The 22,288-nt window shown below is 63.7% G+C and carries 21 protein-coding genes; 10 read left to right on the top strand and 11 right to left on the bottom strand.

Annotated features, from left to right (window positions below):
* The first annotated feature begins 47 nt into the window (after positions 1–47).
* The 3 genes from ABIA45_RS03890 (at position 48) to ABIA45_RS03900 (ending at position 3,316) form a co-directional block, all read left to right on the top strand.
* Positions 48–887 (top strand): LysR family transcriptional regulator, encoded by an 840-nt coding sequence (locus ABIA45_RS03890; RefSeq protein ID WP_404540042.1) that lies wholly within the window; start codon positions 48–50, stop codon positions 885–887.
* A 1,323-nt stretch (positions 888–2,210) separates the two neighbouring features.
* Entirely contained in the window at positions 2,211–2,954 is a 744-nt protein-coding gene (lepB, locus tag ABIA45_RS03895; RefSeq protein WP_275502285.1) for a signal peptidase I, read from the top strand.
* A gap of 74 nt (positions 2,955–3,028) precedes the next feature.
* On the top strand, positions 3,029–3,316 hold the full coding sequence (locus ABIA45_RS03900; RefSeq protein WP_157280681.1) for a GIY-YIG nuclease family protein: 288 nt from the start codon (positions 3,029–3,031) through the stop codon (positions 3,314–3,316).
* Between the two features lie 436 nt (positions 3,317–3,752).
* Here ABIA45_RS03900 and groL read toward each other — a convergent pair whose 3' ends face one another.
* Positions 3,753–5,393 carry a chaperonin GroEL gene (groL, locus tag ABIA45_RS03905; protein ID WP_057029537.1) on the bottom strand — a complete coding sequence of 547 codons (1,641 nt, stop codon included), beginning with the start codon at positions 5,391–5,393 and terminating at the stop codon, positions 3,753–3,755.
* Positions 5,394–5,440: 47 nt separating this feature from the next.
* Positions 5,441–5,755, bottom strand: coding sequence for a co-chaperone GroES (locus tag ABIA45_RS03910; RefSeq protein ID WP_025037205.1), 315 nt, complete (start codon positions 5,753–5,755; stop codon positions 5,441–5,443).
* A gap of 399 nt (positions 5,756–6,154) precedes the next feature.
* Here ABIA45_RS03910 and ABIA45_RS03915 point away from each other — a divergent pair, with 399 nt between their 5' ends.
* Positions 6,155–6,442, top strand: coding sequence for an usg protein (locus ABIA45_RS03915; protein ID WP_036015394.1), 288 nt, complete (start codon positions 6,155–6,157; stop codon positions 6,440–6,442).
* Positions 6,443–6,557: 115 nt separating this feature from the next.
* Here the strand turns inward: ABIA45_RS03915 and ABIA45_RS03920 are convergent, their stop codons facing one another.
* Entirely contained in the window at positions 6,558–8,693 is a 2,136-nt protein-coding gene (locus tag ABIA45_RS03920; RefSeq protein ID WP_404651099.1) for a tetratricopeptide repeat protein, read from the bottom strand.
* Positions 8,694–8,996: 303 nt separating this feature from the next.
* Between ABIA45_RS03920 and ABIA45_RS03925 the strand changes: the two genes are divergently transcribed.
* Positions 8,997–9,524 (top strand): cupin domain-containing protein, encoded by a 528-nt coding sequence (locus ABIA45_RS03925; RefSeq protein ID WP_404651100.1) that lies wholly within the window; start codon positions 8,997–8,999, stop codon positions 9,522–9,524.
* Positions 9,525–9,676: 152 nt separating this feature from the next.
* Complete coding sequence (locus ABIA45_RS03930; RefSeq protein ID WP_404651101.1) at positions 9,677–10,876, top strand: rhomboid family intramembrane serine protease; 1,200 nt, start codon at positions 9,677–9,679, stop codon at positions 10,874–10,876.
* Between the two features lie 118 nt (positions 10,877–10,994).
* Here ABIA45_RS03930 and ABIA45_RS03935 read toward each other — a convergent pair whose 3' ends face one another.
* From ABIA45_RS03935 to ABIA45_RS03965, 7 genes are all read right to left on the bottom strand, one after another.
* Positions 10,995–12,245, bottom strand: a complete 1,251-nt coding sequence (locus tag ABIA45_RS03935; protein ID WP_404651102.1) for a NupC/NupG family nucleoside CNT transporter — start codon at positions 12,243–12,245, stop codon at positions 10,995–10,997.
* A gap of 295 nt (positions 12,246–12,540) precedes the next feature.
* On the bottom strand, positions 12,541–13,299 hold the full coding sequence (locus tag ABIA45_RS03940; RefSeq protein WP_275511250.1) for an SDR family oxidoreductase: 759 nt from the start codon (positions 13,297–13,299) through the stop codon (positions 12,541–12,543).
* Positions 13,300–13,325: 26 nt separating this feature from the next.
* The gene (locus ABIA45_RS03945) at positions 13,326–14,084 is read right to left on the bottom strand and encodes a proteasome-type protease (RefSeq protein ID WP_025037198.1); all 759 of its coding nucleotides are present in this window, start codon (positions 14,082–14,084) and stop codon (positions 13,326–13,328) included.
* 216 nt (positions 14,085–14,300) lie between these two features.
* Positions 14,301–14,708 carry a carboxymuconolactone decarboxylase family protein gene (locus ABIA45_RS03950; RefSeq protein ID WP_271544789.1) on the bottom strand — a complete coding sequence of 136 codons (408 nt, stop codon included), beginning with the start codon at positions 14,706–14,708 and terminating at the stop codon, positions 14,301–14,303.
* A gap of 70 nt (positions 14,709–14,778) precedes the next feature.
* Positions 14,779–15,627 (bottom strand): transglutaminase domain-containing protein, encoded by an 849-nt coding sequence (locus tag ABIA45_RS03955; RefSeq protein WP_404540064.1) that lies wholly within the window; start codon positions 15,625–15,627, stop codon positions 14,779–14,781.
* Between the two features lie 118 nt (positions 15,628–15,745).
* A complete protein-coding gene (locus ABIA45_RS03960) occupies positions 15,746–16,690 on the bottom strand; it encodes an alpha-E domain-containing protein (RefSeq protein WP_036015356.1) in 945 nt (314 codons plus the stop codon).
* A 4-nt stretch (positions 16,691–16,694) separates the two neighbouring features.
* A complete protein-coding gene (locus ABIA45_RS03965) occupies positions 16,695–18,113 on the bottom strand; it encodes a circularly permuted type 2 ATP-grasp protein (protein ID WP_036015353.1) in 1,419 nt (472 codons plus the stop codon).
* Positions 18,114–18,391: 278 nt separating this feature from the next.
* Between ABIA45_RS03965 and ABIA45_RS03970 the strand changes: the two genes are divergently transcribed.
* The 3 genes from ABIA45_RS03970 to ABIA45_RS03980 are packed head-to-tail and all read left to right on the top strand — an operon-like array spanning position 18,392 to position 20,379.
* Complete coding sequence (locus tag ABIA45_RS03970; protein ID WP_271544785.1) at positions 18,392–19,129, top strand: molybdopterin-binding protein; 738 nt, start codon at positions 18,392–18,394, stop codon at positions 19,127–19,129.
* Between the two features lie 36 nt (positions 19,130–19,165).
* Positions 19,166–19,693, top strand: a complete 528-nt coding sequence (gene gpt / locus ABIA45_RS03975; RefSeq protein WP_271544783.1) for a xanthine phosphoribosyltransferase — start codon at positions 19,166–19,168, stop codon at positions 19,691–19,693.
* A gap of 23 nt (positions 19,694–19,716) precedes the next feature.
* A complete protein-coding gene (locus ABIA45_RS03980) occupies positions 19,717–20,379 on the top strand; it encodes a hypothetical protein (RefSeq protein ID WP_271544781.1) in 663 nt (220 codons plus the stop codon).
* A gap of 18 nt (positions 20,380–20,397) precedes the next feature.
* On the opposite strand, the gene ABIA45_RS03985 is transcribed toward ABIA45_RS03980, so the two are convergent.
* Entirely contained in the window at positions 20,398–21,420 is a 1,023-nt protein-coding gene (locus ABIA45_RS03985) for a methionine synthase (protein WP_157280673.1), read from the bottom strand.
* 118 nt (positions 21,421–21,538) lie between these two features.
* Here ABIA45_RS03985 and ABIA45_RS03990 point away from each other — a divergent pair, with 118 nt between their 5' ends.
* Complete coding sequence (locus ABIA45_RS03990) at positions 21,539–22,240, top strand: glutathione S-transferase N-terminal domain-containing protein (protein ID WP_271544777.1); 702 nt, start codon at positions 21,539–21,541, stop codon at positions 22,238–22,240.
* The last annotated feature ends 48 nt before the right edge of the window (positions 22,241–22,288 follow it).

A 22,288-nucleotide genomic window follows, 5' to 3' on the forward strand; every position in this document is an offset into this window, starting at 1 on the left:
ATGGCTGCAAATTTGCAGGCAGCGGCGGCGCCTGCTAGGCTCGCCCGATGAACTGGGACGATCTGCGCATCATCGCTGCGGTCAGGGACGAGGGCACCTATGCCGGCGCCAGCGCGCGGCTGCGCATCGACGAGACCACCGTCGGCCGCAGGCTCGCGCGCATCCAGCGCGATCTCGGCGTGAAGCTGTTCGATGCGGTGGACGGCGTGCGGCGGCCGACGCGCCAGTGCGAGGCGGTGCTCGCGCATGTCGGTGCGATGGCCGCGCATGCGGCGGCGATCGACCGCATCAAGGAGAGCCAGGTCGGCCCGGTCGGGCGGCTGCGCATCGCCTCGACCAATGCGGTCGCCGAGGAGCTGCTGGCGCCGCATGCGAGCAGCTTCCTGCGCGATCATCCCGGGCTGACGCTGCAATTCCTCACGGCGAGCGGCAACGTCAAGTTCTCGCGCTGGCAGGCCGATCTCGCCATCCGCCTGCGCAAGCCGGAGAAGGGCGACTTCACCATCTCCAAGCTCGGCGACGTCAGGCTGTACTTCTTCGAGCCCGCGGACCGCGGCGGCAGCGAGCCGATTGCCTGCGTCTATCCGGACGAGCTCGACGCGATTCCGGAAGCGCAGTTCTTGCGTGCGAAGCGGCTGACGAACGTGCGCTGCGTCACCGACAATATCCGCATCATCCGCACCATGATCCAGTCGCATCAGGCCATCGGCGTGCTGCCCGAGCACAGCTGCGGGCCGCTGCTCGCCGACCGCAGCCTGCGCGCCACCCTGCTGCCGAAGCGCCGCGACGTCTGGCTGCTCGTGCAGAACCACCTCAAGCGCGATCCGGCGACACGCGTGACGATCGCGTGGGTGAGGGCGTGCTTCCAGGACGTCTCGCGCAATTGACATCGCATGTTACCGTGATCGTCGCACCACGGCGCAAGCAGATCGAAGTGGACGGAGAAGTTCGGGCGCAGCCGCCGCTAAGTCTGTGTAGTTGGAATGGTCATCGGCCCTTACGTATATGCGACCGATGAACGCAGAAGTAGCAGAGCGTATTGATTGTATCTTTAGCTCCCGCTTTTATGGATGCTACTTCAGCGGGTAGTATTTTTCGGGTGGTGGTCTTCGTGTCATTCAACCCGGTCATTGCCCTAGCCCGCCGTTATTTGCGCTACCAATTCGTAAGCGCCAACAATCATCTCCATAATCGTTCGATGCCTAAGCGGAAGGTGAGTGCGCGTCCCAACTCTCGGGAGACACGCTCGAAAACCAACCTTTCAACTCAGATCATTGGAGGAATTGCATGCCCCATTCGATATTTGCGGCTGGTACCTCGAGGATTGAGACCCGGCATAGAGAATTTGGCACGGAAGTTGTTCATGTGCCCGGATTGAAACCCCATGACCTGATACTTCTAACCCCATACACGCAGAACGGTGGCCCGTCTGGCCCTGAAGGAAAGGGGCCCCTTTATTGCGCCTTCATCAGCGAGAAAAATCAGGAGGCCTTTGAAATTCTCGTTTATGACATTCAGGGTGGCAGATTCAACGTTGTGGTGACCGTGGATTGGGCTGTCGTCCGCCAATAGTGCCCCAGACGATCAGGATCAGTTGTGAATCGACTTGCTGCACTTGATAACTTGCAGGTCGATACAAAAAACTTTGTAGTGCAGCTGCTGCCCTGCTACTGAACAGCAAATCACATTCAATACCGATTTGTGCCCTGGGCCTCGCGCCCGGGGCGTTTTGTTTTGAGCGTAGCGGAGTCGGGTGTGACCGAGAGGAAGCTCGCCACCAAAGGTGTCCCATAAGAGCGGAAAGAATTCTTATTGGGACGCTGCGACTAGGTCCTTTGCACACGAATCTTCAGGGTTCGTTCAAGAGCCTCAAGCCGCCCGGCCGTCCCGCCTATATCTTATTTGAAAGCGAGGGCAGACTGATGCGCGATTGGTGGGCTCCTTGCTCAAGCGACTGCCCGCCCATGTATGCCAATTGTTGCTTCCGGCCTCTGGACCGGCAACGGAAAACACGCGGGCGGCGCAAGGTGCTCCAGCGAAAAGTTCGGAGGCGGGCTGCAATGCAGCAAGCGGCCCTTCACATCGGTGTTGCCGCGGTCTGCGATGAACGCGATCGGCGCGAGGCGCGACCAATTTGAGCTCGTCGGGGATTGAGCGCGCTCGCAGGTTGCGTCATCCTGGAGCCGCAACGTCTTGATCAGGGAAGGCACATGACCGTTCTCCAGGAATCGATCCGCCCCGCGGCACGATCCAGCGACTGGAAGGCGATCGTCGTCCTGATCCTCATGATCCCGGTGCTGTGGTCGCCGGTGATCCTGTTTCGCTTCGTTCTGTATCAGCCGTTCAACATTCCGTCCGGTTCGATGACACCGGCGCTGATGGTCGGCGACTACGTCTTCGCCGCGAAATATCCCTACGGGTATGGCCGCTATTCACTCCCTTTCGCGTCGTCCTGGATCTCGGGCCGCATCCTCGCCGCCGATCCCGAATACGGAGATATCGTGGTATTCCGGACGGCGAAGGACAGTTCTGCCGACTACGTCAAGCGCGTCGTCGGCCTGCCCGGAGACCGCATCCAGATGCGGCAGGGCCGCCTCATCCTCAACGATCGCCCGGTGACCCGCGTCGCCCTGGAAGCGACATTTGCCGACGAGGCCTGCGGCGTGGACGACGGTGCGGCCGTCAAGCGCTGGCGCGAGACGCTGCCGAGCGGCGCGTCCTATGTGACATATGACTGCCTCGACGACGGCTATCTTGACAACACCAACGTCTTCACCGTGCCGCCGGGCCACATCTTCGTGCTCGGCGACAACCGCGACAATTCCACCGACAGCCGCATGTCGACATTCGGCTTCGTGCCGATGGACAATCTCATCGGCAAGGTGACGCGGATCTTCTGGTCCCTCGACGACGAGGGCGAGCCGCGCTTCGAGCGGCTCGGGAAGGTGGAGTGAGGGGGAGGCCTTTCCGCCGTCATTCCGGGGCGCGCGTAGCGCGAGCCCGGAATCCATAACCACAGGCGGATAGAATGGCCTACTACGTCTACATCCTCGCGAGTAGGAAACACGGCACGCTCTACATCGGCGTGACCAACGACTTGGTGCGCCGCGTATATCAGCATAGAACGCAAGCCGTCCCCGGCTTTACGAGCAAGTACGGCGTCGACAAGCTCGTCCTGTTCGAAATCTATGACGATCCCGCGACGGCCATTGCCCGCGAGAAGGAGCTCAAGAAATGGCGACGCGACTGGAAGACGCGTCTCATCGAGGAGCAGAACCCGAACTGGGATGACCTCTATCCGGGGATAACCAAATAAGGTTCAGTCTGCACTCCTTGTCATTCCGGGGCGGCGCGTAGCGCCGAGCCCGGAATCCATAACCCCAGGCGGATGGAACGGCCCGCTATGCCTGTCGCCCGTAAGAAGGGGTGCAAGAAGTGGCAGCGGGATTGGAAGACTTTATAGTCGAGGATCAGAATCCGAACTGGGATGATCTCTATTCGGGGCTAACCAAATAAGGTCATCCTGCACACCTTGTCCTTCCGGGGCGCGCGTAGCGCGAGCCCGGAATCCATAATCACAGCCAGATGGAGTGGGCCCGCTATGCCCGTCGCCCGTGAGTTTCGTGGTTATGGATTCCGGGCTCGCGCCCAAGGGGCGCGCCCCGGAATGACTGGTTGAGAGAACAGAGGCCCCCCAAAACAAAACCCCGGCATCGCTGCCGGGGTTTCGTAGTTCTCGAGGTGGTTGGACCTTAGAAGTCCATGCCGCCCATGCCGCCGCCCGGAGGCATCGCGGGGCCGGCGCCGCCCTTCTTGGGCAGCTCGGCGACCATGGCTTCCGTGGTGATCAGGAGCGCGGCCACCGAGGCAGCGTTCTGGATCGCGGTACGGACCACCTTGGTCGGGTCGATGATGCCCTTCTTGACGAGGTCGGCATATTCGCCGGTCTGGGAGTCGAAGCCGTAATTGTAGGCCTTGTTCTCCAGGATCTTGCCGACGATCACCGAGCCGTCTTCACCGGCGTTGATCGCGATCTGGCGAGCGGGGGCCGACAGCGCCTTGCGCACGATCTCGACTCCGGTCTTCTGGTCGTCGTTCTTGGTGCGCAGACCCTTGAGCTGCTCGGAGGCACGGAGCAGGGCGACGCCGCCGCCCGGAACGATGCCTTCTTCCACGGCTGCGCGGGTCGCATGCATCGCGTCATCAACGCGATCCTTGCGCTCCTTCACCTCGACCTCGGTCGCGCCGCCGACGCGGATCACCGCGACGCCGCCCGCGAGCTTGGCAAGACGCTCCTGGAGCTTCTCACGGTCGTAGTCCGAGGTGGTCTCCTCGATCTGCGCCTTGATCTGGGCCACGCGCGCCTCGATGTCGGCCTTCTTGCCGGCGCCGTTGACGATCGTGGTGTTCTCCTTGTCGATCATCACCTTCTTGGCGCGACCGAGCATGTTGAGCGTGACGTTCTCGAGCTTGATGCCGAGGTCTTCCGAGATCGCCTGGCCGCCGGTCAGGATCGCGATGTCCTGCAACATGGCCTTGCGGCGATCGCCGAAGCCCGGAGCCTTGACGGCCGCGACCTTCAGGCCGCCGCGCAGGCGGTTCACGACCAGGGTCGCGAGGGCTTCGCCTTCGACGTCCTCGGCGACGATGACCAGCGGCTTGCCGGTCTGCACCACGGCCTCGAGCAGCGGCAGCAGCTCGTTCAGCGAGGAGAGCTTCTTCTCGTTGATGAGGATGTAGGCGTCGTCCATCTCAACGCGCATCTTGTCGGCGTTGGTGACGAAGTAGGGCGAGATGTAGCCGCGGTCGAACTGCATGCCCTCGACCACGTCGAGCTCGGTCTCGAGCGACTTGGCTTCCTCGACGGTGATGACGCCCTCGTTGCCGACCTTCTTCATGGCGTCGGCGAGGAACTTGCCGATCTCGGCATCGCCGTTCGCCGAGATGGTGCCGACCTGGGCGATCTCGTCGTTCGAGGTGACCTTCTTCGAGTTCTTCTCGAGGTCGGCCACGACGGCTTCGACCGCGAGGTCGATACCACGCTTGAGGTCCATCGGGTTCATGCCGGCGGCGACCGACTTGGCGCCTTCCTTCACGATCGCCTGGGCGAGCACAGTGGCGGTGGTGGTGCCGTCGCCGGCGGCGTCAGCGGACTTGGAGGCGACTTCGCGCACCATCTGCGCGCCCATGTTCTCGAACTTGTCGTCGAGCTCGATCTCCTTGGCGACGGTGACGCCGTCCTTGGTGATGCGAGGAGCGCCGAACGACTTGTCGAGCACGACGTTGCGGCCCTTGGGACCGAGCGTGACCTTCACCGCGTTGGCGAGAACGTCGACGCCGCGCAGCATCTTGTCGCGCGCTTCAACCGAGAATTTGACTTCTTTGGCTGCCATCTGGAGTTTTCCTTAGGTGAGTTTGACTGGAGGGAGGAGAGGGGCTCTTAAGCCGCCTTCTTCTTGGACTCGCTGACTTCGAGAACGCCCATCACGTCGCTCTCCTTCATGATCAGCAAGTCCTGGCCGTCGATCTTGACCTCGGTGCCGGACCACTTGCCGAACAGCACGCGGTCGCCGACCTTCAGGTCGATCGGGATCAGCTTGCCAGCTTCGTCGCGGCCACCGGGGCCAACGGCGACGACTTCGCCCTGGGAGGGCTTTTCCTTGGCAGTGTCGGGAATGATGATGCCGCCAGCGGTCTTCTCTTCTGCGTCGATGCGCTTGACCACGACGCGGTCGTGAAGCGGACGGAATTTCATGCAGTCCTCCTAAGCAATTGCACGTGTTGAGGATTTTGAGATTGTTAGCAGTCGTTGCCCGTGAGTGCTAGCACGGGCGAGCCTGAAATAGGACAGGAATTTTGCGGGGGCAAGGGTTTGTAGCAGAAAAATTAGCAGCCGAAAGCGCGGACTGCCAGAAACCCCTCGCCATCGTTAACCGCCTTGGAGGCCTCTCGACGCCTCTTGGGTGACCGTATTAGCACGGAGTCGTCTCTGCTGCTAAAGCATTGAATTTCAACAGCTTGTTAAACTTTTGGGCTTGAGATGAGTTGTCAGTTTGCGTCACATTTCTCTCATGTGAGCGCATCGTTTCCGGGTGGCTCCCCGGGGCACGGACCAAGCCACTCGCCGGATGCGCTCCTGCAAAGGAGGTTTGGCATGGGACTGCGCGTTGGGGGCGTTTCCGAGGAATTCCGGAAACAGATGCTGGGCTACGGGCTGACGACGGCACAAATTCTCTATCGGATGCCGGATCATCCCTCGCTGCTCCAGACCTATGTCTGGCAGAACTACGACATGTTTCCGAAATTCCCCGCGCTGACCGATTTCCTGGCGTTCTGGCAGGAGAAGCTCGACGGTCCCCTCCATTCGGTGACGGTGGCCCATTCCAAGCTGATCAAGCCGGCCGAGCTTCGCGCCGTCGACGGCGTGTTCCGTCTGCATTGAACGGAGCACCGGTCTCGTAGGGTGGGCAAAGGCGCGCTCTTCGCGCGCCGTGCCCACCGTCTGTTTCCGATTGAGAGAAGTCGTGGGCACGCTGCGCTTTGCCCACCCTACGATGTCACGCACCGACAGCGCCGTTGCAATAGCGTGTCCACATCGCGCGATAGGCCGCGTCCACCGCTCGTGCATATGAGATGGGGTTGCCCGCGGCCGCGGCGTTGATCGTTGCGGGCAGTTCGCGGCGCAATGTGTCGAGCTCGCCGATCTCGGCCGCGCGGCTGGCCGCGATCTCGACATAGGCCTCCTCGCTGTCGGCGACCCAGTTCGGCAGGCCAAGTGCGGTGAGGATGGCGCCGGCAGCGCGGCCGGGCAGGCTGTTGCCGAGCTTCGCCACCACGGGCACGCCCATCTGCAGGGCTTCCCATGTGCTGACGCCGCCGTTCTGCGGGAACGGATCGAGAGCAATATCGATGCGATTGAACGATGCCAGATGCGCGTCCCGCAACGTGGCCCCGAGCAGATCGACGCGTTCGGCCGGCAATCGGCAGGCCGCAAATCGCGCCAGCAGCTTGTCCCGGACCAGCTGGTCGTCGAGCGCAACGTCCTTGATCAGGAGGCGCGAGCCCGGCACCCGTTCGAGGATCCTGGACCAGACTGCCGCTGCCTCATCCGAGATCTTGCTGATGCGGTTGAAGACACCGAACGTGACGAAGCCGTTCGAGATTGCCGGCGTTCCGGCCCGCGTAATCCCGGCCGGCAGCGGCGCCAGCGTGACGAAGCACGGCAGGTCGACCACCGTCTCTGTAAACAGATGCCGAACGTCGTACGGAATCCCGACCGGATCCGAGAACAGATAGTCGATCGTCGGCAACCCGGTGCCGGTGCCATGGCCCCAGCCGTGCGCCTGAATCGGTGCCGGCTTGCGCGCAAATACGCCGAGGCGATTTCCTCTGGTATGGCCGGACAGATCGATCAGGATATCGATGCGATCGTCGCGAATCTGCGCGGCGAGGCGATCGTCGCTCCATTGCGAGGCGTCGCGCCAGCGATCGGCGATGCCTTGAAACTCGCGTGTCGTCGCGTCCACTTTCGACGAGCACGAGTAGCACACGATCTCGAACTGGGCGCGGTCATGGTGTTGCAGGACAGGCTTGAAGATGAACGCAGCCGAATGCGCGTTGAAGTCTGAGGAGACGTAGCCCAGCACCAGGCGACGATCCGGATCGCGGCTGTTGTCATGCGGTGCCGCCGCTTCTGAAGCGATTTTCGCCCCGATCCGCTCCCACCATACGCGTCGCGCCTGCTGATGCCGCTCGACGCTGGCGTCCGGCACGAAATCGAGCGTGAAGATATTGCTGGAGATCGCGCTCTCGAGGTCGGGCCTGATATCGAGGGCTCTGTCGAAACTGGCGAGGGCTTCGTCGACTCGGCCTAGTCCGGCAAGACAAAGGCCCAGCACCAGATGAGCTTGATCGGAATCGGGCGCGATCGCGAGCGCCTTGTCGCAATCGGCCAAGGCCTGGGTCATCTGCCGGGTCTGGAGCAGGACATTGGCGCGCCAAAGCCATCCGTTCACGTCGTCAGGAGCGAGGGCGATTGCCCGGTTGCAATCCGCCATGGCCTCATCGAATCGCTGCAGCTCCCGGAGTGCCACGGCGCGGTTCGCCAGCGCCGCCGCATAGTCGGGCTTGATCGCGAGCGCGCGGTTCAGGCTTGCGAGAGCCTCGTCGTAGTTGCGCAGACGGCAGAGCGCAGAGCCACAGCCGTTGTGGGCTTCGGCAAGGTTTCCGTCGATGGCGAGCGCCCGATCGTAGCTCTCGAGCGCTTCCAGATGCAGATCAAGGGCCGCGCTCGCGTTCCCGAGGTTGGAGAGGGCGAGGGCGTAGTTGGGCCGCAAGGCGAGGGCCTTGCGGTAGCTCTCGCGGGCCTCAGCGTGACGTTTCAGCCCGTTCAGCGCGACGCCCAGACTCATATGGGCTTCGGCCGAGCGCGGATCCGCGGCAACCGCCCGGCTCAGCAGGATCTCGGCCTGCTGATAATTCCCAGCATCGGACTCCAACGCGCCGAGCATATGCAGCGCGATGAATTGATTGGGCGCGATCTGCAGGAGCTGGCGATAGGCAGCCTTGGCTTCGGAGAGGCGGCCCTTCTTGTGCAACTCGAGCGCTTGCCCGAGCAACGGCAGCACGTCGGCCTGTTGCCGCTTCTGAAGCCGGGCATTTTGAAGTGCACGCTGACCGACATTGCTGCCCATGAATCAATTCCTCCGGATCTGCGGGCGAAACTAGTTCAGCGCGAGAGCGAACACGAGACGCCCCCCGCTCGCCACGCCAGCTTGGGGCAAGCTTCGATTGGCGACGTGATCGCGTGACTAGCCTCAGCCTCTTACCCTCCCCTGGAGGGGGAGGGTCGATCGCGCGAAGCGCGAGCGGGGTGGGGTGATCTCTCCACACGGGCAGTAACCAGCTCTGCGATTGCTGCCTCGCCCACGACTGGATAAGCTGACCTTCGGGCCATACCCGTGCGACGGGCGCGGCTCAGAACAGGGAGGCACACAATGGCCAAGCAAAAGGCATCGAGGCCCGCATTGAAGACCGCGGTGAAGAAGCGGAGCGGCGCCAAGGCGGCGGCGCGATCCTCGGCACGCAAGGCCGTGAAGGCGAAGGCGCGTACCGCCGCTGCGAAAAAGCCCGCACGTCCGAAGCAGCGCATCGCCGTCAGCCATCACCGCGAGGAAGACTTCAAGGCCGACGGCCTGCGCGCCTACGCGAAGTATCGCGATCTCGGCATCGCCGAGGCGACCCATGGCCTCGCGCAGGCGCATGTGATCCGCTTGCAAGGCCCCTGCAACCCGGCCGAGGTCTCCAAGCTCCACTATCACGACGTCGAATTCCAGATGGTCTACGTGCTCAAGGGCTGGGTGAAGACCTATATGGAAGGCCAGGGCGAGACCTTGATGCAGCAAGGCAGCGCCTGGACCCAGCCGCCGAAGATCAGGCACATGATCCTGGACTATTCGGACGACGTGGAGCTGCTGGAGGTGATCCTCCCCGCTGAGTTCAAGACGGTGGAGCTGAAGGCGTAATCGCGCATCTCTCGATCGCTAAAATGCGGGCGATCCGAGAAACCGGGCGGTCAGCAATCGGGATGATTTCGGCCGCCCCGCAAGCCTGGTGCTAACCAGTCGAAAATACCTCTCGCGTCAACTCAAGGGTGTGACAACGCGGGAGATGCTTCATGGCGACCAACACTTTTGGCCGACGCGGCACCGTAGCGCCAGCTCCAAGAGCATCGTTTCAAGCCGTCGCCGCGCCGATCGCCATAGAGAAGCTCTCTTCCAGCGAGGAGACGCTTTTTGCCGACAACAAGCTTCTGGCCGACATCCCCTTCCTCACCATCGGCCTGATCTTCGGTCTGCTCCTGATCTTCGTTCTGCAACGCAGTCTCGCCATCGACATCGCGCGAGACGGCGACATTGATGTGCGCTCGCTGATCGCTCAAGGCGCGTCCGGCTACGATCTCGTCGTCGGAAGGGGGGAATGGTGGCGAATCGGCCTTGCGCCGCTTCTGCATGGCAGCGGGTGGCACCTCGTGAGCAATTGCGTTGCGCTGTTCATCGTCGGCGTCAGGCTGGAGTCGCTGATCGGCCGTGGCTGGTTCGCGCTGATCTTCGTTGCCAGTGCACTGGCCGGAGAGGCCGGCTCGCTGCTGGGCAACGGTCCCGGCACGGTCGGCGTCGGTGCATCGGGCGCCATCACCGGGCTGATCGCCGCGCTGTTCGTGGCGAGCTTCGATCCCGAAGCGAACGCCGATCAAACTATATCGCGGCTGAAGACGTCGCTGTTTTTCGGCCTTCCCGCACTGCTGCCAATGGCCTTTGGTGCGTCCGGCAACGTCAACTATTACGCCCATGCAGGTGGCGCCGTGGCCGGCGCCGCGCTCGCCGTCACGCCGTGGCTCGCCTTCTGGTCCTATGACAGCCTGCCGCGGAGCGCGAGCATGACCTTGCTGGCAGGATCCATCGGAGCTCTCATCTGCGCCGGCTTCGCCGCCGCGCATTATTCGGCCTACATGGCCGATGCCGCGCACTATATCCGCGCCTCGGAAGTGCCGATGAAGGGCGACGAGATGGCCAGCCGGTCGCTCGATCTCGTTACCCGCTACCCGAAAGACGCGCGGGCTCACGTCTACCGTGCCGTCTTCTTCCTGGAACAAGCGGATATCAATGCCGCCGAGAGGGAAGCGCGAACCGCCATGTCGCTCGCAGCTTTGGATGTGGCGGGTGGACCGGTCCGTTCCGGGGCGCAGGGCTTGATGGCGGTGTTGTTGTGGGTGCAGGGGCGAACCAGCGAGGCAAAGGCCATGGCGGCCGAGCCGTGCCGTGCCAAGATGCCTGAGGTGCGTCGCATCCTGCAGAAGTCGAAATTGTGCAGTTGAGGCCCATACTCCTTCGGCCGTCATTGCGAGCGCAGCGAAGCAATCCAGGAATGTATCCGCAGAGGCAGTCTGGATTGCTTCGTCGCAAGAGCTCCTCGCAATGACGGTGGAGAGAGACCTACGCCAACACCCCCACCACCGCCCCCATCAGACACGTCGTGAGCGTCCCCGACACGATCGACTTCAGCCCCAGCGCATTGATCTCCTCGCGCCGCTCCGGCGCCATCACCCCTAAGCCGCCGATCATGATGCCGAGGCTGGCGAAATTGGCGAAGCCGCACATCGCATAGAGCATGATCAGGCGCGAGCGCGGATCGAGCGTATCGGGCGGCAGCTTCGAGAAGTCGACATAGGCGATCAATTCGTTCAGCACCGTCTTGGTGCCCATCAGGCTGCCGGCGGTGATCGCCTGATCCCACGGCAGCCCCATCAGCCAGCACACCGGCGCCATGACGAGGCCGAGCAGCCGCTGCAGCGAGATCGCGGCGCCGCCGACGTGCGGGAGCAGGCCGAGGATTGCGTTGACGAGATAGACCAGCGCCACCAGCACCAGCAGCATCGCGACGATGTTGATCAGCAGCTCGATGCCCGCGCTGGTGCCTTTCACGATCGCGTCCATCGTGCTGGCGACCTCCATCTGCGGATCCTCCAGCGCGCCGCCGGTGCGCTTGTCGGAGGTTTCAGGGACCATGATCAGGCTGATCAGGATCGCCGCCGGCGCGCCGAGCACCGAGGCGATGACGAAATGTGCGGCGGCGTCGGGAATAAGCGGGGCCAGCAGCGTCGCATATAGGACCAGCACGGTGCCGGCGATGCCGGCCATGCCGCCGGTCATGACCAGGAACAACTCGCTGCGCGTCATCTGTGCCAGATACGGCCGCACGAACAGCGGCGCCTCGACCATGCCGAGGAAGATGTTGGCAGCGGTCGAAAGCCCGACCGCGCCGCCGACGCCGAGCGTGCGCTCCAGCAGCCAGGCCATGCCGCGGACGATCGGTGGCAGCACGCGCCAATAGAACAGCAGCGTCGTGAGCACGCTCATGACCAGCACGATCGGCAGCGCCTGGAACGCCAAAATGAAGTCCGCGCCCGGCGCCTTCAGATCGAACGGCAGGGGTCCGCCGCCGATATAGCCGAACACGAACGCGGAGCCGGCCCGCGAGGCCGCCGAGATCGCGCCGACCGCCTCGTTGATGGCGCCGAAGGCATGAGCGACGACCGGCAGCTTCAGCAGCATGAGGGCGGTGACGAAGGTCGCGGCGAGGCCGATCGCCGCCTGGCGCAGCGACACGGCGCGCCGATTCTCCGCCAGCGCGAAGGCGATCAGCAGCAATGCGAAAATGCCGAGTGCAGATTGCAGGCGCAGCATGATGTCCCCAAACCCCGATGATTATGGCCGTGCCTGCGCTGCAAAGGCAATGCCGACGGGGCGGGGAAGCGGGTCGCGTTGTTGGGGCTCCGCTCTCTCCACGTCATTGCGAGGAGCTCTTGCGACGAAGCAATCCAGAATCTCACCGCGGCGGCAGCCTGGATTGCTTCGCTGCGCTCGCAATGACGATTGTTGAGATGGCGTGGAGACTTAACTCGCGCCACACCCGCGGCCCGGCAGCAGCAGGCGCCTCTTGACGCCTACTGTGCATGGGGTTGTTTTCGCGCTTTTTTGTTCAGCCCCGCCCGACGAACGGCATCTTGGTCGCCATCACCGTCATGGTCAGCACGTTGGCATCGAGCGGCAGGCTGGCCATGTAGGCCACGGCGTCGCCGACCGCTTTCGCGTCCATGCGCGGCTCGTGCTTGGTGGTGCCGTCGGGCTGCAGCACGCCGGGGCCGTTGACCATGCGGTCGGTCATCGGGGTTGCGGCATTGCCGATGTCGACCTGGCCGACGGCGATGTCGTACATGCGACCGTCGAGATTAGAGGCCTTGGTGAGGCCGGTGATGGCGTGCTTGGTCGAGGTATAGGCCGCCGAGAACGGTCGCGGCGCGTGGGCCGAGATCGAGCCGTTATTGATGATGCGGCCGCCGCGCGGGGTCTGGTCCTTCATGATGCGGAAGGCGTGCTGGGTGCACAGGAAGGGGCCGGTGAGGTTGGTGTTCACCACGGCCTGCCATTGCTCGAGGCTGAGATCCTCGAAGTTGACGGCCGGCGCGCCCATGCCGGCATTGTTGAAGAGCACGTCGAGGCGGCCATAGGTCGCCTTCACCTTGTCGAACAGCGCGGCGATGGAATCCGGCTTGGTCATATCGGCGGTGACGCAGAGGCTTTTTCCAGCGGGACCGAGCTTTGCCGTCTCCTCGAGCATGTCGAGCCGGCGGCCTGCGAGCACCACGGTGAAGCCACTGTTCATCAGCGCCAGCGACGCCGCGCGCCCGACGCCGGTGCCGGCGCCCGTCACCAATGCGATCTTTTTCGCTTCACTCATCGTTTCCTGCCTTCTCTCTTCTGCTGTCAGGTTTTGGGTTCTTTGTCGTTCTTGTAGGGCGGGCGCGGAATGTTCTGATGAGCCGCGCGCAAGGCCGCCGACCAGCGCGAGCGAAGGTCGTGGAAATAGGGCTCGCCCGCCTCGATGCGATGGTTGAGATCGGCTTCGCAGGCGTCGGTGCGCACCACCAGCACGTCGATCGGCAGGCCGACGCCGAGATTCGAGCGCATCGTCGAATCCATCGAGATCAGGCCGGTCTTCAGCGCCTCATAGAGCTCGACGTCGTAATGCATGGCGCGGTCGAGCACCGGCTTGCCGTATTTGTGCTCGCCGATCTGCAAGTAAGGCGTGTCGGTGGTGCACTCGATGAAATTGCCGGCGGTGTAGACCATGAACAGGCGCATCCGCGCGCCCTTGATCTGGCCGCCGAACAGAAAGGAGACGTCGAAGGACACGTCCTCGGATTTCAGCGCCGGCCCTTCGGTGGCGTGCACCGCCCGGATCGCCCGGCCGATGCGCTGGGCGGCCTGGAACATGGTCGGCGCGTTCATCAGCGTCTCGATCTCGCCCGTATTGGGGTCTTCGAGGCCCTCGGTCAGCGTCGACAGCACCGACTGGCTGATGGCGAGGTTGCCGGCACTGGCGATCGCCATGATGCGCTCGCCGGGCTTGGAGAAGATGTGCAGCTTGCGGAAGGTCGAGACGTTGTCGAGGCCGGCATTGGTGCGGGTATCGGCGATCATCACCAGACCGTCCCGAACCAGGATTCCGCAGCAATAGGTCATTTCCAGTCCCCGAACGCGTTTGCGCGGAATTACTAGCCAATTTCAGGGAGCCATGAAACCCCCGATTCCCGCGGGGGAAGGCTGTCATTCCGGGGCGCGACGAAGTCGCGAGCCCGGAATCCATCGAGCCGCAGCGTTGGTGGATAAATGGATTCCGGGCTCGCGCGACGCGCGCCCCGGAATGACGAGCAAGGTACGCTGCGGCGACCGCCCACCTCAACCCGCCGCATCCACCAGAAACGCCTCGTCAACCGGCACGCCGAGCGCCGTCACCAGCCGGTTCGTCTCCGCGGCCATGCCCACGATGGCGAGCAGTTCGCCATATTCGGCCTCGGTCATGCCCCTGGCCCGTGCGGCGGCCGTGTGCGAGTGGATGCAATAACTGCAGCCGTGCGCGACCGACACCGCGACGTAGAGCATTTCCTTGACCTTGGGATCGAGCGCGCCGGGAGCCATCACCTCCTTGATGCTCTCCCAGGTTCGCCGCAGCGTCTTCGGATCATGCGCCAGCGCGCGCCAGAAATTGTTGACGAAGTCCGATTTCCGCACCTTGCGGATGTCGTCGAAGACGGCGCGCGCTTCAGCCGAGAGTTCATCATCCGAAAGCAGTTTCACAGTCGCCATGGCTACCTCGCGGGTCTCATCCGATCCCGCGATTGTAGCACGCCGAATGTGTTCGGCCGGCGGCTGCTAACTAGCCCTGCCGCTGGGACTGCGATTGCGACTGCCCGCCGCGGCCGGCCTGTTCGACCTTCACCGCCACCGTCAGCGTCTCCGTGCCGCCGCCGTAGCGCGTGCCGCGCACCGGGGCCGCGCCGAGATAGTCGAGCCCGATCGCGAGGCGGACATGAGCATCGGTAGCGCAGATGCTGTTGGCGGGATCGAAGCCGACCCAGCCGAGATCGGGCACGTAGGCCTCAGCCCAGGCATGGCCCGCTTCCTGATGAACCGTATCATCTGCGCGCAGGAAATGCCCGGAGACGAACCGCGCCGGCACGCCGCCGGCGCGGGCGCAGGCAATGAAGATGTGCGCGTAATCCTGGCAGACCCCGCGCTTGAGCGTGAACGCCTCCGCTGCGGACGTGCCGCTGTTGGTGGGGTCCTCGTCGAACGTCATGTGATCGGCCACCTGGGTCATCAGCGTGTGCAGGAAGCCCAGCGTGTCGCTCTCGGCCTCGCTGCGCAACTGGCGCGCGACCGCCGTCATCGCCGGATTGACCGAGGTGAGGTCGGTGACGCGCAGGAACATGCCGGGGGGAAAACGCTCGTCGCTGCCGCGCAGCACGCCGCCGGTGTCGTGGGTCTCGATCAGCCCTTCGGCAATGATCTGGATGTCGCCGACGGGCCCGCAGGACAGCACGTGGGTGACGTTGCCGAACGCGTCCTCATGCATGTCGAGCTTGGTGTCGGTGGAGACGTCGATCTGCCATTCCGCGACGTACTGCCCGTCATGGCTGCCCGGCGTCATGCGCAGGATCTGGATCACGCTGGTGGCCGGCGGCTCGTAGCGATAGGTCGTGCTGTGCTGGATTCGCAGGCGCATGGTGTTTTGATTCCGTCATTCCGGGGCGGTCCGCAGGACCGAACCCGGAATCTCGAGATTCCGGGTTCGCGCTGCGCGCGCCCCGGAATGACGAAGGCTGAGGTAGGTCCCTGTTCGACTAGATCAAATACTGCTTCGTGATGATTTCGCCCAGCCTGGAATTGTCCGCGATGAATTCCTGAATGAATTCATGCACGCCATGCTGGAAAATGTCGTTCATGTTGCTGTGTTCCAGCCGGTTGCGGATGCCGCGGGCGTGGCGCTGGGCCGGGCCCTGGCGGCCATAGGCGACGCCGATCTGGTCGAGGTTGCGCACGAGGTTGCCGTAGCAGCTGGCGAGCGAGCGCGGCAGCGTGTCGTTGAGGATCAAGAGGTCCGCGATCAGCCAGGGCTTCAGCGTCTCGCGATAGACCCAGTGATAGGCCGTCAGCGCCGAGACCGAGCGCAGGATCGAGCTCCACTGGTAGAAGTCGAGCGGCCCGCCGACATGCTCCTCCTCGGGCAGCAGCACGTGATACTTCACGTCGAGGATGCGCGCGGTGTTGTCGGCGCGCTCCAGGTGCACGCCCATGCGCGAGAACCAATAGGCGTCGTTGCGCAGCATGGTCCGATAGGCCGAGCCGTCGAAGCGCAGCGAGGTCTCCTGCACGAAGCGCAGGAATTTTGCGAGGTCCTCGCGCGTCGAGGTGCCCTTGCTCCACACCGCCTGAAGCTCGATCCAGGCCGAGTTGATGGTGTCCCACATCTCGCTGGTGAGGGCCGTACGCACCGAGCGCGAGTTCAGCCGCGCCGCTTCGATGCAGTTTCGGATCGAGGACGGGTTGTTCTGCGAGAACGAGAGATACTCGACGACGTTGTGCTCGTTGGCTTCCTCATAGGCCTGATAGAAGCTCGCGGCGACGCCGGCGGTGAGCAGCGCCGAATCCCATTCATTGGTCTTGCCGATATAGGCGGCGGGAAGCGCGGTGACGCGCAGCGTCGCATCGATGGTGCGCGCGAGATATTCGGCCCGTTCGACGTAGCGGGCGAGCCAGTAGAGGTTTTCGGCGGTACGCGACAGCATCTCTCTACTCGTCCAGAATCCAGGTGTCCTTGGTGCCGCCGCCCTGGCTCGAGTTCACCACCAGGGAGCCTTCCTTGAGCGCGACGCGGGTGAGCCCGCCCGGCACGATGGTCGTGCTCTTGCTGCCCGTGAGCACGAAGGGGCGAAGATCGACGTGACGTGGAGCGAGGCCCGACGCCGTGCAAGTCGGGCAGGTCGAAAGCGCCAGGGTCGGCTGGGCGATGAAACCTTCCGGCTCGCGCTTGAGCTTGTCGCGGAACGCTTCGATCGTCGCCTTGGTCGCGGCGGGGCCGATCAGCATGCCGTAGCCGCCGGAGCCGTGCACTTCCTTGACGACGAGCTCGCTTAGATTGTCCAGCACATAAGCGAGGTCCTTCGGCTCGCGGCAGCGCCAGGTCGGCACGTTCTTCAGGATCGGCTCCTCGCCGAGATAGAATTTCACGATGTCGGGCATGTAGGAGTAGATCGCCTTGTCGTCGGCGATGCCGGTGCCGACGGCGTTGGCGAGCGTGATGTTGCCGGCCGCGTAGGCCGACATCAGTCCGGGCACGCCGAGCACCGAATCGGGACGGAAGGTGAGGGGATCGAGGAAGTCGTCGTCGACGCGCCGATAGATCACGTCGACCCGCTTCAGCCCTTCCGTCGTCCGCATGAACACTTCGTTGTTCTTGACGACGAGGTCGCGGCCTTCGACCAGCTCGATGCCGAGCTTGTCGGCGAGGAAGGAGTGCTCGTAATAGGCCGAATTGTAGACGCCCGGGGTGAGCAGGGCGACTGTCGGCTCGCCGGAGGCGCTTTGCGGCGCGACCGAGCGGAGCGCTGCGAGCAGCTCGTCCGGATAGCGCTCGACCGGCGCCACCCGGTGGCGGGCGAACAGATCCGGAAACAGCCGCATCATGATCTCGCGGTTTTCCAGCATGTAGGACACGCCCGACGGCGTGCGGGCGTTGTCTTCCAGCACGATGAAGTCCTCGGCATCGACCCGGACGATGTCGATGCCGGCGATGTGCACGTAGACGTCGTGCGGCACCTGCTGGCCGTTCATCTCGGGCCGGAACACCGGGTTCTGGAAGATCAGATCGTCGGGCACGATGTCGGCGCGGAGGATGTCGCGGCCGTGATAGATGTCGCGCAGGAACATGTTGAGCGCGCGCACGCGCTGCTTCAGGCCCTTCTCCAGCCGCGCCCATTCCTTGCCGGACATGATCCGCGGAATCACATCGAAGGGGATCAGGCGCTCGGTGGACTCGGAATCGCCGTAGACCGCGAAGGTGATGCCGATCCGGCGAAACAGCAGCTCGGCTTCCTGGCGGCGATATTCGAGCGCCTCGGGAGGCGTCTCCTTGAGCCAGCGCGCCAGCTCCTGGTAGGCGGGGCGGAGGTCCCCGCCGGGAATGTTCATTTCGTCAAACGCGACTGCCATAGATCCCGACTTGTCTCCCCAGGCGTTGCGCCATGCGCCAGGTCGCGTCGGCCTTGATGAGACCGCAACGTCCTATGGCCATGCGTCAACAGTGCATGACTTTCATGTGGTAGCAAGGGCCGGGCCAGCGCGATAAGCATGGAGAGGGGGCATTTGCCGGCGACGGCCGACGGCGTGCCTGAAAAAATGGCTGAAGACTGCTTATTTCAGAAGCAAAACCGCGTGACTTCAACGCGTTACCTCGGCAAAGTCGGCGTCACAGGTGAGGGACTTAAGGCATGAGCGAGATCGTCACGGCGGGCATTCTGGTCATCGGAGACGAAATCCTGTCCGGCCGGACCAAGGACAAGAATATCGGCTTCATCGCCGAATACCTGACCAATATCGGCATCGACCTGAAGGAGGTCCGCGTCGTCTCCGACGACGAGCCCGACATCATCGCTGCACTGGATGCATTGCGGCATCGCTACACCTACGTCTTCACCACGGGCGGTATCGGGCCGACCCATGACGACATCACCGCAGATGCCGTCGCCAAGGCGTTCGGCGTCGGCATCGACCATCATCCGGAAGTGGTCGCCCGCTTCCGCGAGCGCTGGAGCGAGCAGGACCTCAACGAGGCCCGGCTGCGCATGGCCCGCATCCCCGACGGCGCCGAGCTGATCCAGAGTGCGACCATTCTCGCCCCCGGCTTCAAGATCGGCAACGTCATCGTCATGGCCGGCGTGCCCTCGATCATGCAGGCGATGATGGACATCGTCTCGCCCAAGCTGAAGTCCGGCGTGCGCATGCTGTCGGACTCGGTCCGCGCCAATGCGCGCGAGGGCGACATCGGCGGCCCGCTGCGGGAGATCGCCGCCGCCCATCCCGACACCATCATCGGCAGCTATCCCTTCATGGACGAGGAGCAGAAGCCCAACACCAATCTGGTGGTGCGCTCGCGCGATCCGGAGAAGCTCGCGGCGGCAATGGCCGCGGTGAAGGAAATGCTGGCGGGATTGAACGTCAACCGCTAGCAGGGAATTGCCGGAGGAGATTGCAGGAGACAGGCGATGGCTGGTGAAGCACCGGAACTGAGCGCGCAGGAGCGGGCAGGCAAGGCCTTCCCCGTCTCGTGGGACCAGTTCCACCGGGATTGCCGGGCGCTGACCTGGCGGCTCAACGAGGTCGGTCCGTTCCATGCGGTGATTGCGATCACCCGCGGCGGCCTGGTGCCCGCCGCGATCGTGGCGCGCGAGTTAGGGGTGCGCATCATCGATACGGTCTGCATCGCCAGCTACGACCACAACAAGCAGGGCGAGCTCCAGGTGCTCAAGGGCATTTCCGAGGCGACCATGACGCTCGGCGGCGGCACCGGCAAAGGCCTGTTGATCGTCGACGACCTCGTCGACACCGGCAAGACCGGCAGGATGGTGCGCGAGATGCTGCCCGATGCGCATTTCGCCACCGTCTACGCCAAGCCGATGGGACGCCCGCTGGTCGACACTTTCATCACCGAAGTCTCCCAGGATACCTGGATCTTCTTCCCCTGGGACACCGCACTGTCCTACCACCCGCCGCTGCGCGACGGCGCGGCGTGACCAGAGCGAATGGCGAGTAGCGAATGGCGAGTAAGACCGTCCCCACTCGCCATTCGCCATTCGCCACTCACCCCCTGCAAAACCGCGTCACGCCCACCGGCGACATCATCGCCACCCCACACCGCGGTCTGTTCACCGGCAATCGCGGCATCATCCACGATCCCGCGACGAAGACGCTATTGAAGAAGCGCTGGTCGACGCCGGCCTGGATCACATGCCTGTGCGAATTCCGCGGCTGGCGTCGTCCGGTGATGGCGCGGCGGAGCTGGACCGAGCTGTTCTTCCTCGACGAGGCGACGGCCTTCGCGGCAGGACACCGGCCCTGCTTCTTCTGCCGGCGCGACGACGCCAAGCGGTTTCGCGCGGCGTGGGAGAAGGGCAATGGCGCGAGCGACATCAGCGCCAAGGCGATGGATGCCGTTTTGCATCGCGAGCGTCTCGATCGCGGTCGCAAGCAATTGCACCCGCTCCCGATGCCGTTGGCAGACCTGCCCGACGGCGCAATGGTGCAGCAGGGCGAAGACAGCTTTCTGGTGAGGCAGGGACAGGCGCTGCTGTGGTCGCCGGCGGGTTACGCGTCGCATGCACGCCTGGTCGATCAAGCGATGTTGTTGACACCGCCTTCGACGCTGCGCGCCATCATGGCCGGCTATCGGCCCGTGCTGCATCCGACGGCGTCGGGCTGAAGCGCCGACGTTTCGTGATCATCCCAGCCTCTCGCGCGCCAGCGCCGCGCCGGCGCCGAGCGCCATCAGCTTGGCTTCGGCGATCTCGCGCCGCATCGGCGCCATGCCGCAATTGGTCGTGGCGATGATGTTGCTCTTCGGCACGAATTGCGACACCGCCTCGATCACCTTCACGACGTCCTCGGCGGCCTCGACCGTATCGCTGGCGACGTCGATCACGCCGGCCTGCACGATCTTGTTCTTCAGCAGCGCGAGCAGGTCGAGCGGCACCTTGGAATTGCGGCACTCGATTGCGACCTGCTGGATCGGGCTCGCGTCGATGGCCGGGAAGATCTGCTCGTATTGCCGCCATTGGCTGCCGAGCGTCTCCTTCCAGTCCGTATTGGCCTTGATGCCGTAGCCGTAGCAGATGTGCACGGCGGTGGCGCAGGTGAGGCCCTGTGCGGCGCGCTCGAGCGCCTTGATGCCCCAATCGTTGACCTCGTCCATGTAGACGTTGAAGGCGGGTTCGTCGAACTGCACGAGATCGACGCCGTCGGCCTGCAAGGCCTTGGCTTCCTCGTTCAAGAGCTCGGCGAAGGCAAAGGCCATCTTGACCCTGTCGCCATAATAGCGGTCGGCAATGGTGTCGATGATCGTCATCGGGCCGGGCAGGGTGAATTTCAGCTGCTTCCTGGTGTGCGTGCGCGCGACGCGCGCCTCGAAGGCATGGACGCGATCCTTCAGCCGCAGCGGCGCGACCACCTGCGGCACCATCGCCTTGTAGCGGTCTTTCCGGATGCCCATCTCGACCTTGTGGGCGAAATCGATGCCCTCGATCTTCTCCAGGAAGCCGTGCACGAAGTGCTGCCGGGCCTGCTCGCCTTCGGTGACGATGTCGATGCCGGCGTCCTCCTGGAGCTTCAGCCAGATTAGCGTCGCATCGCGCTTGGCGCGGAGCAACTCGTCGCCTTCGGACTTCCAGGGCGCCCAGAGCATGTTCGGCTCGGCGAGCCATTCCGGCTTCGGCAAGGAGCCGGCGATCGTGGTTGGAAACAGCATGGCGGCCCTCCCGGCGGGTTGTTGCGCCCCTTCCTGCCATGTCCTAACGTCGAGGTACAGAACAACAAAAGTCGTCATTGGCTGGCGGCAGCGATAGGGACGGCGCAAGGGAAGGCCCATGATCGACCTCTATTACGCGCCGACGCCGAACGGCTGGAAAATCTCGATCATGCTGGAGGAGCTCGGGCTTCCCTATCGGGTGATCCCCGTGAATATCCGCGCCGGCGAGCAGTTCAATCCTGAGTTCCTGGAAATCTCTCCGAACAACCGCATTCCCGCGATCGTTGATCACGAGCCCGCAGATGGCGGCGCGCCGTTCTCCGCGTTCGAGACCGGCGCGATCCTGATCTATCTCGCGGAGAAGACCGGACGCTTCCTGCCCGCCGATTGGCGCGGCCGCTCCACCACGATCCAGTGGGTGATGTGGCAGATGGCGGGCCTTGGGCCGATGCTCGGCCAGCACGGCCATTTCGCGCTCTATGCGGCCGAGAAGATCCCTTACGCGATCGAGCGCTATCGCGACGAGGCGGCGCGGCTCTACGGCGTGCTCGATCGCCAATTGGCCAGGACCGGCGCTTATGTCGCCGGCGATTATTCCATCGCCGACATCGCCTGCTTCCCCTGGACCATGACCCACAAGGCGCAGGGTTTTACGCTTGACGACTATCCCAATGTGAAACGCTGGTATGCCGAGGTCCGGGCAAGGCCGCAGGTGCAGGCGGGGCTTGCGATCGGAAAATTCGTGAAAGAGCCGTTCGACGAGGAATCACGCAAGATCATGTTCGGACAAAGGGCTAAGGAAGTGTTGGGAAGGAAGTGACTCGTCATTCCGGGGCGCGCGAAGCGCGAACCCGGAATCCATCAGGCA

Origin of the sequence: Bradyrhizobium sp. USDA 336, from assembly GCF_044908355.1 — a bacterium.
In the GTDB taxonomy this organism is placed as follows: Bacteria; Pseudomonadota; Alphaproteobacteria; order Rhizobiales; family Xanthobacteraceae; genus Bradyrhizobium; species Bradyrhizobium yuanmingense.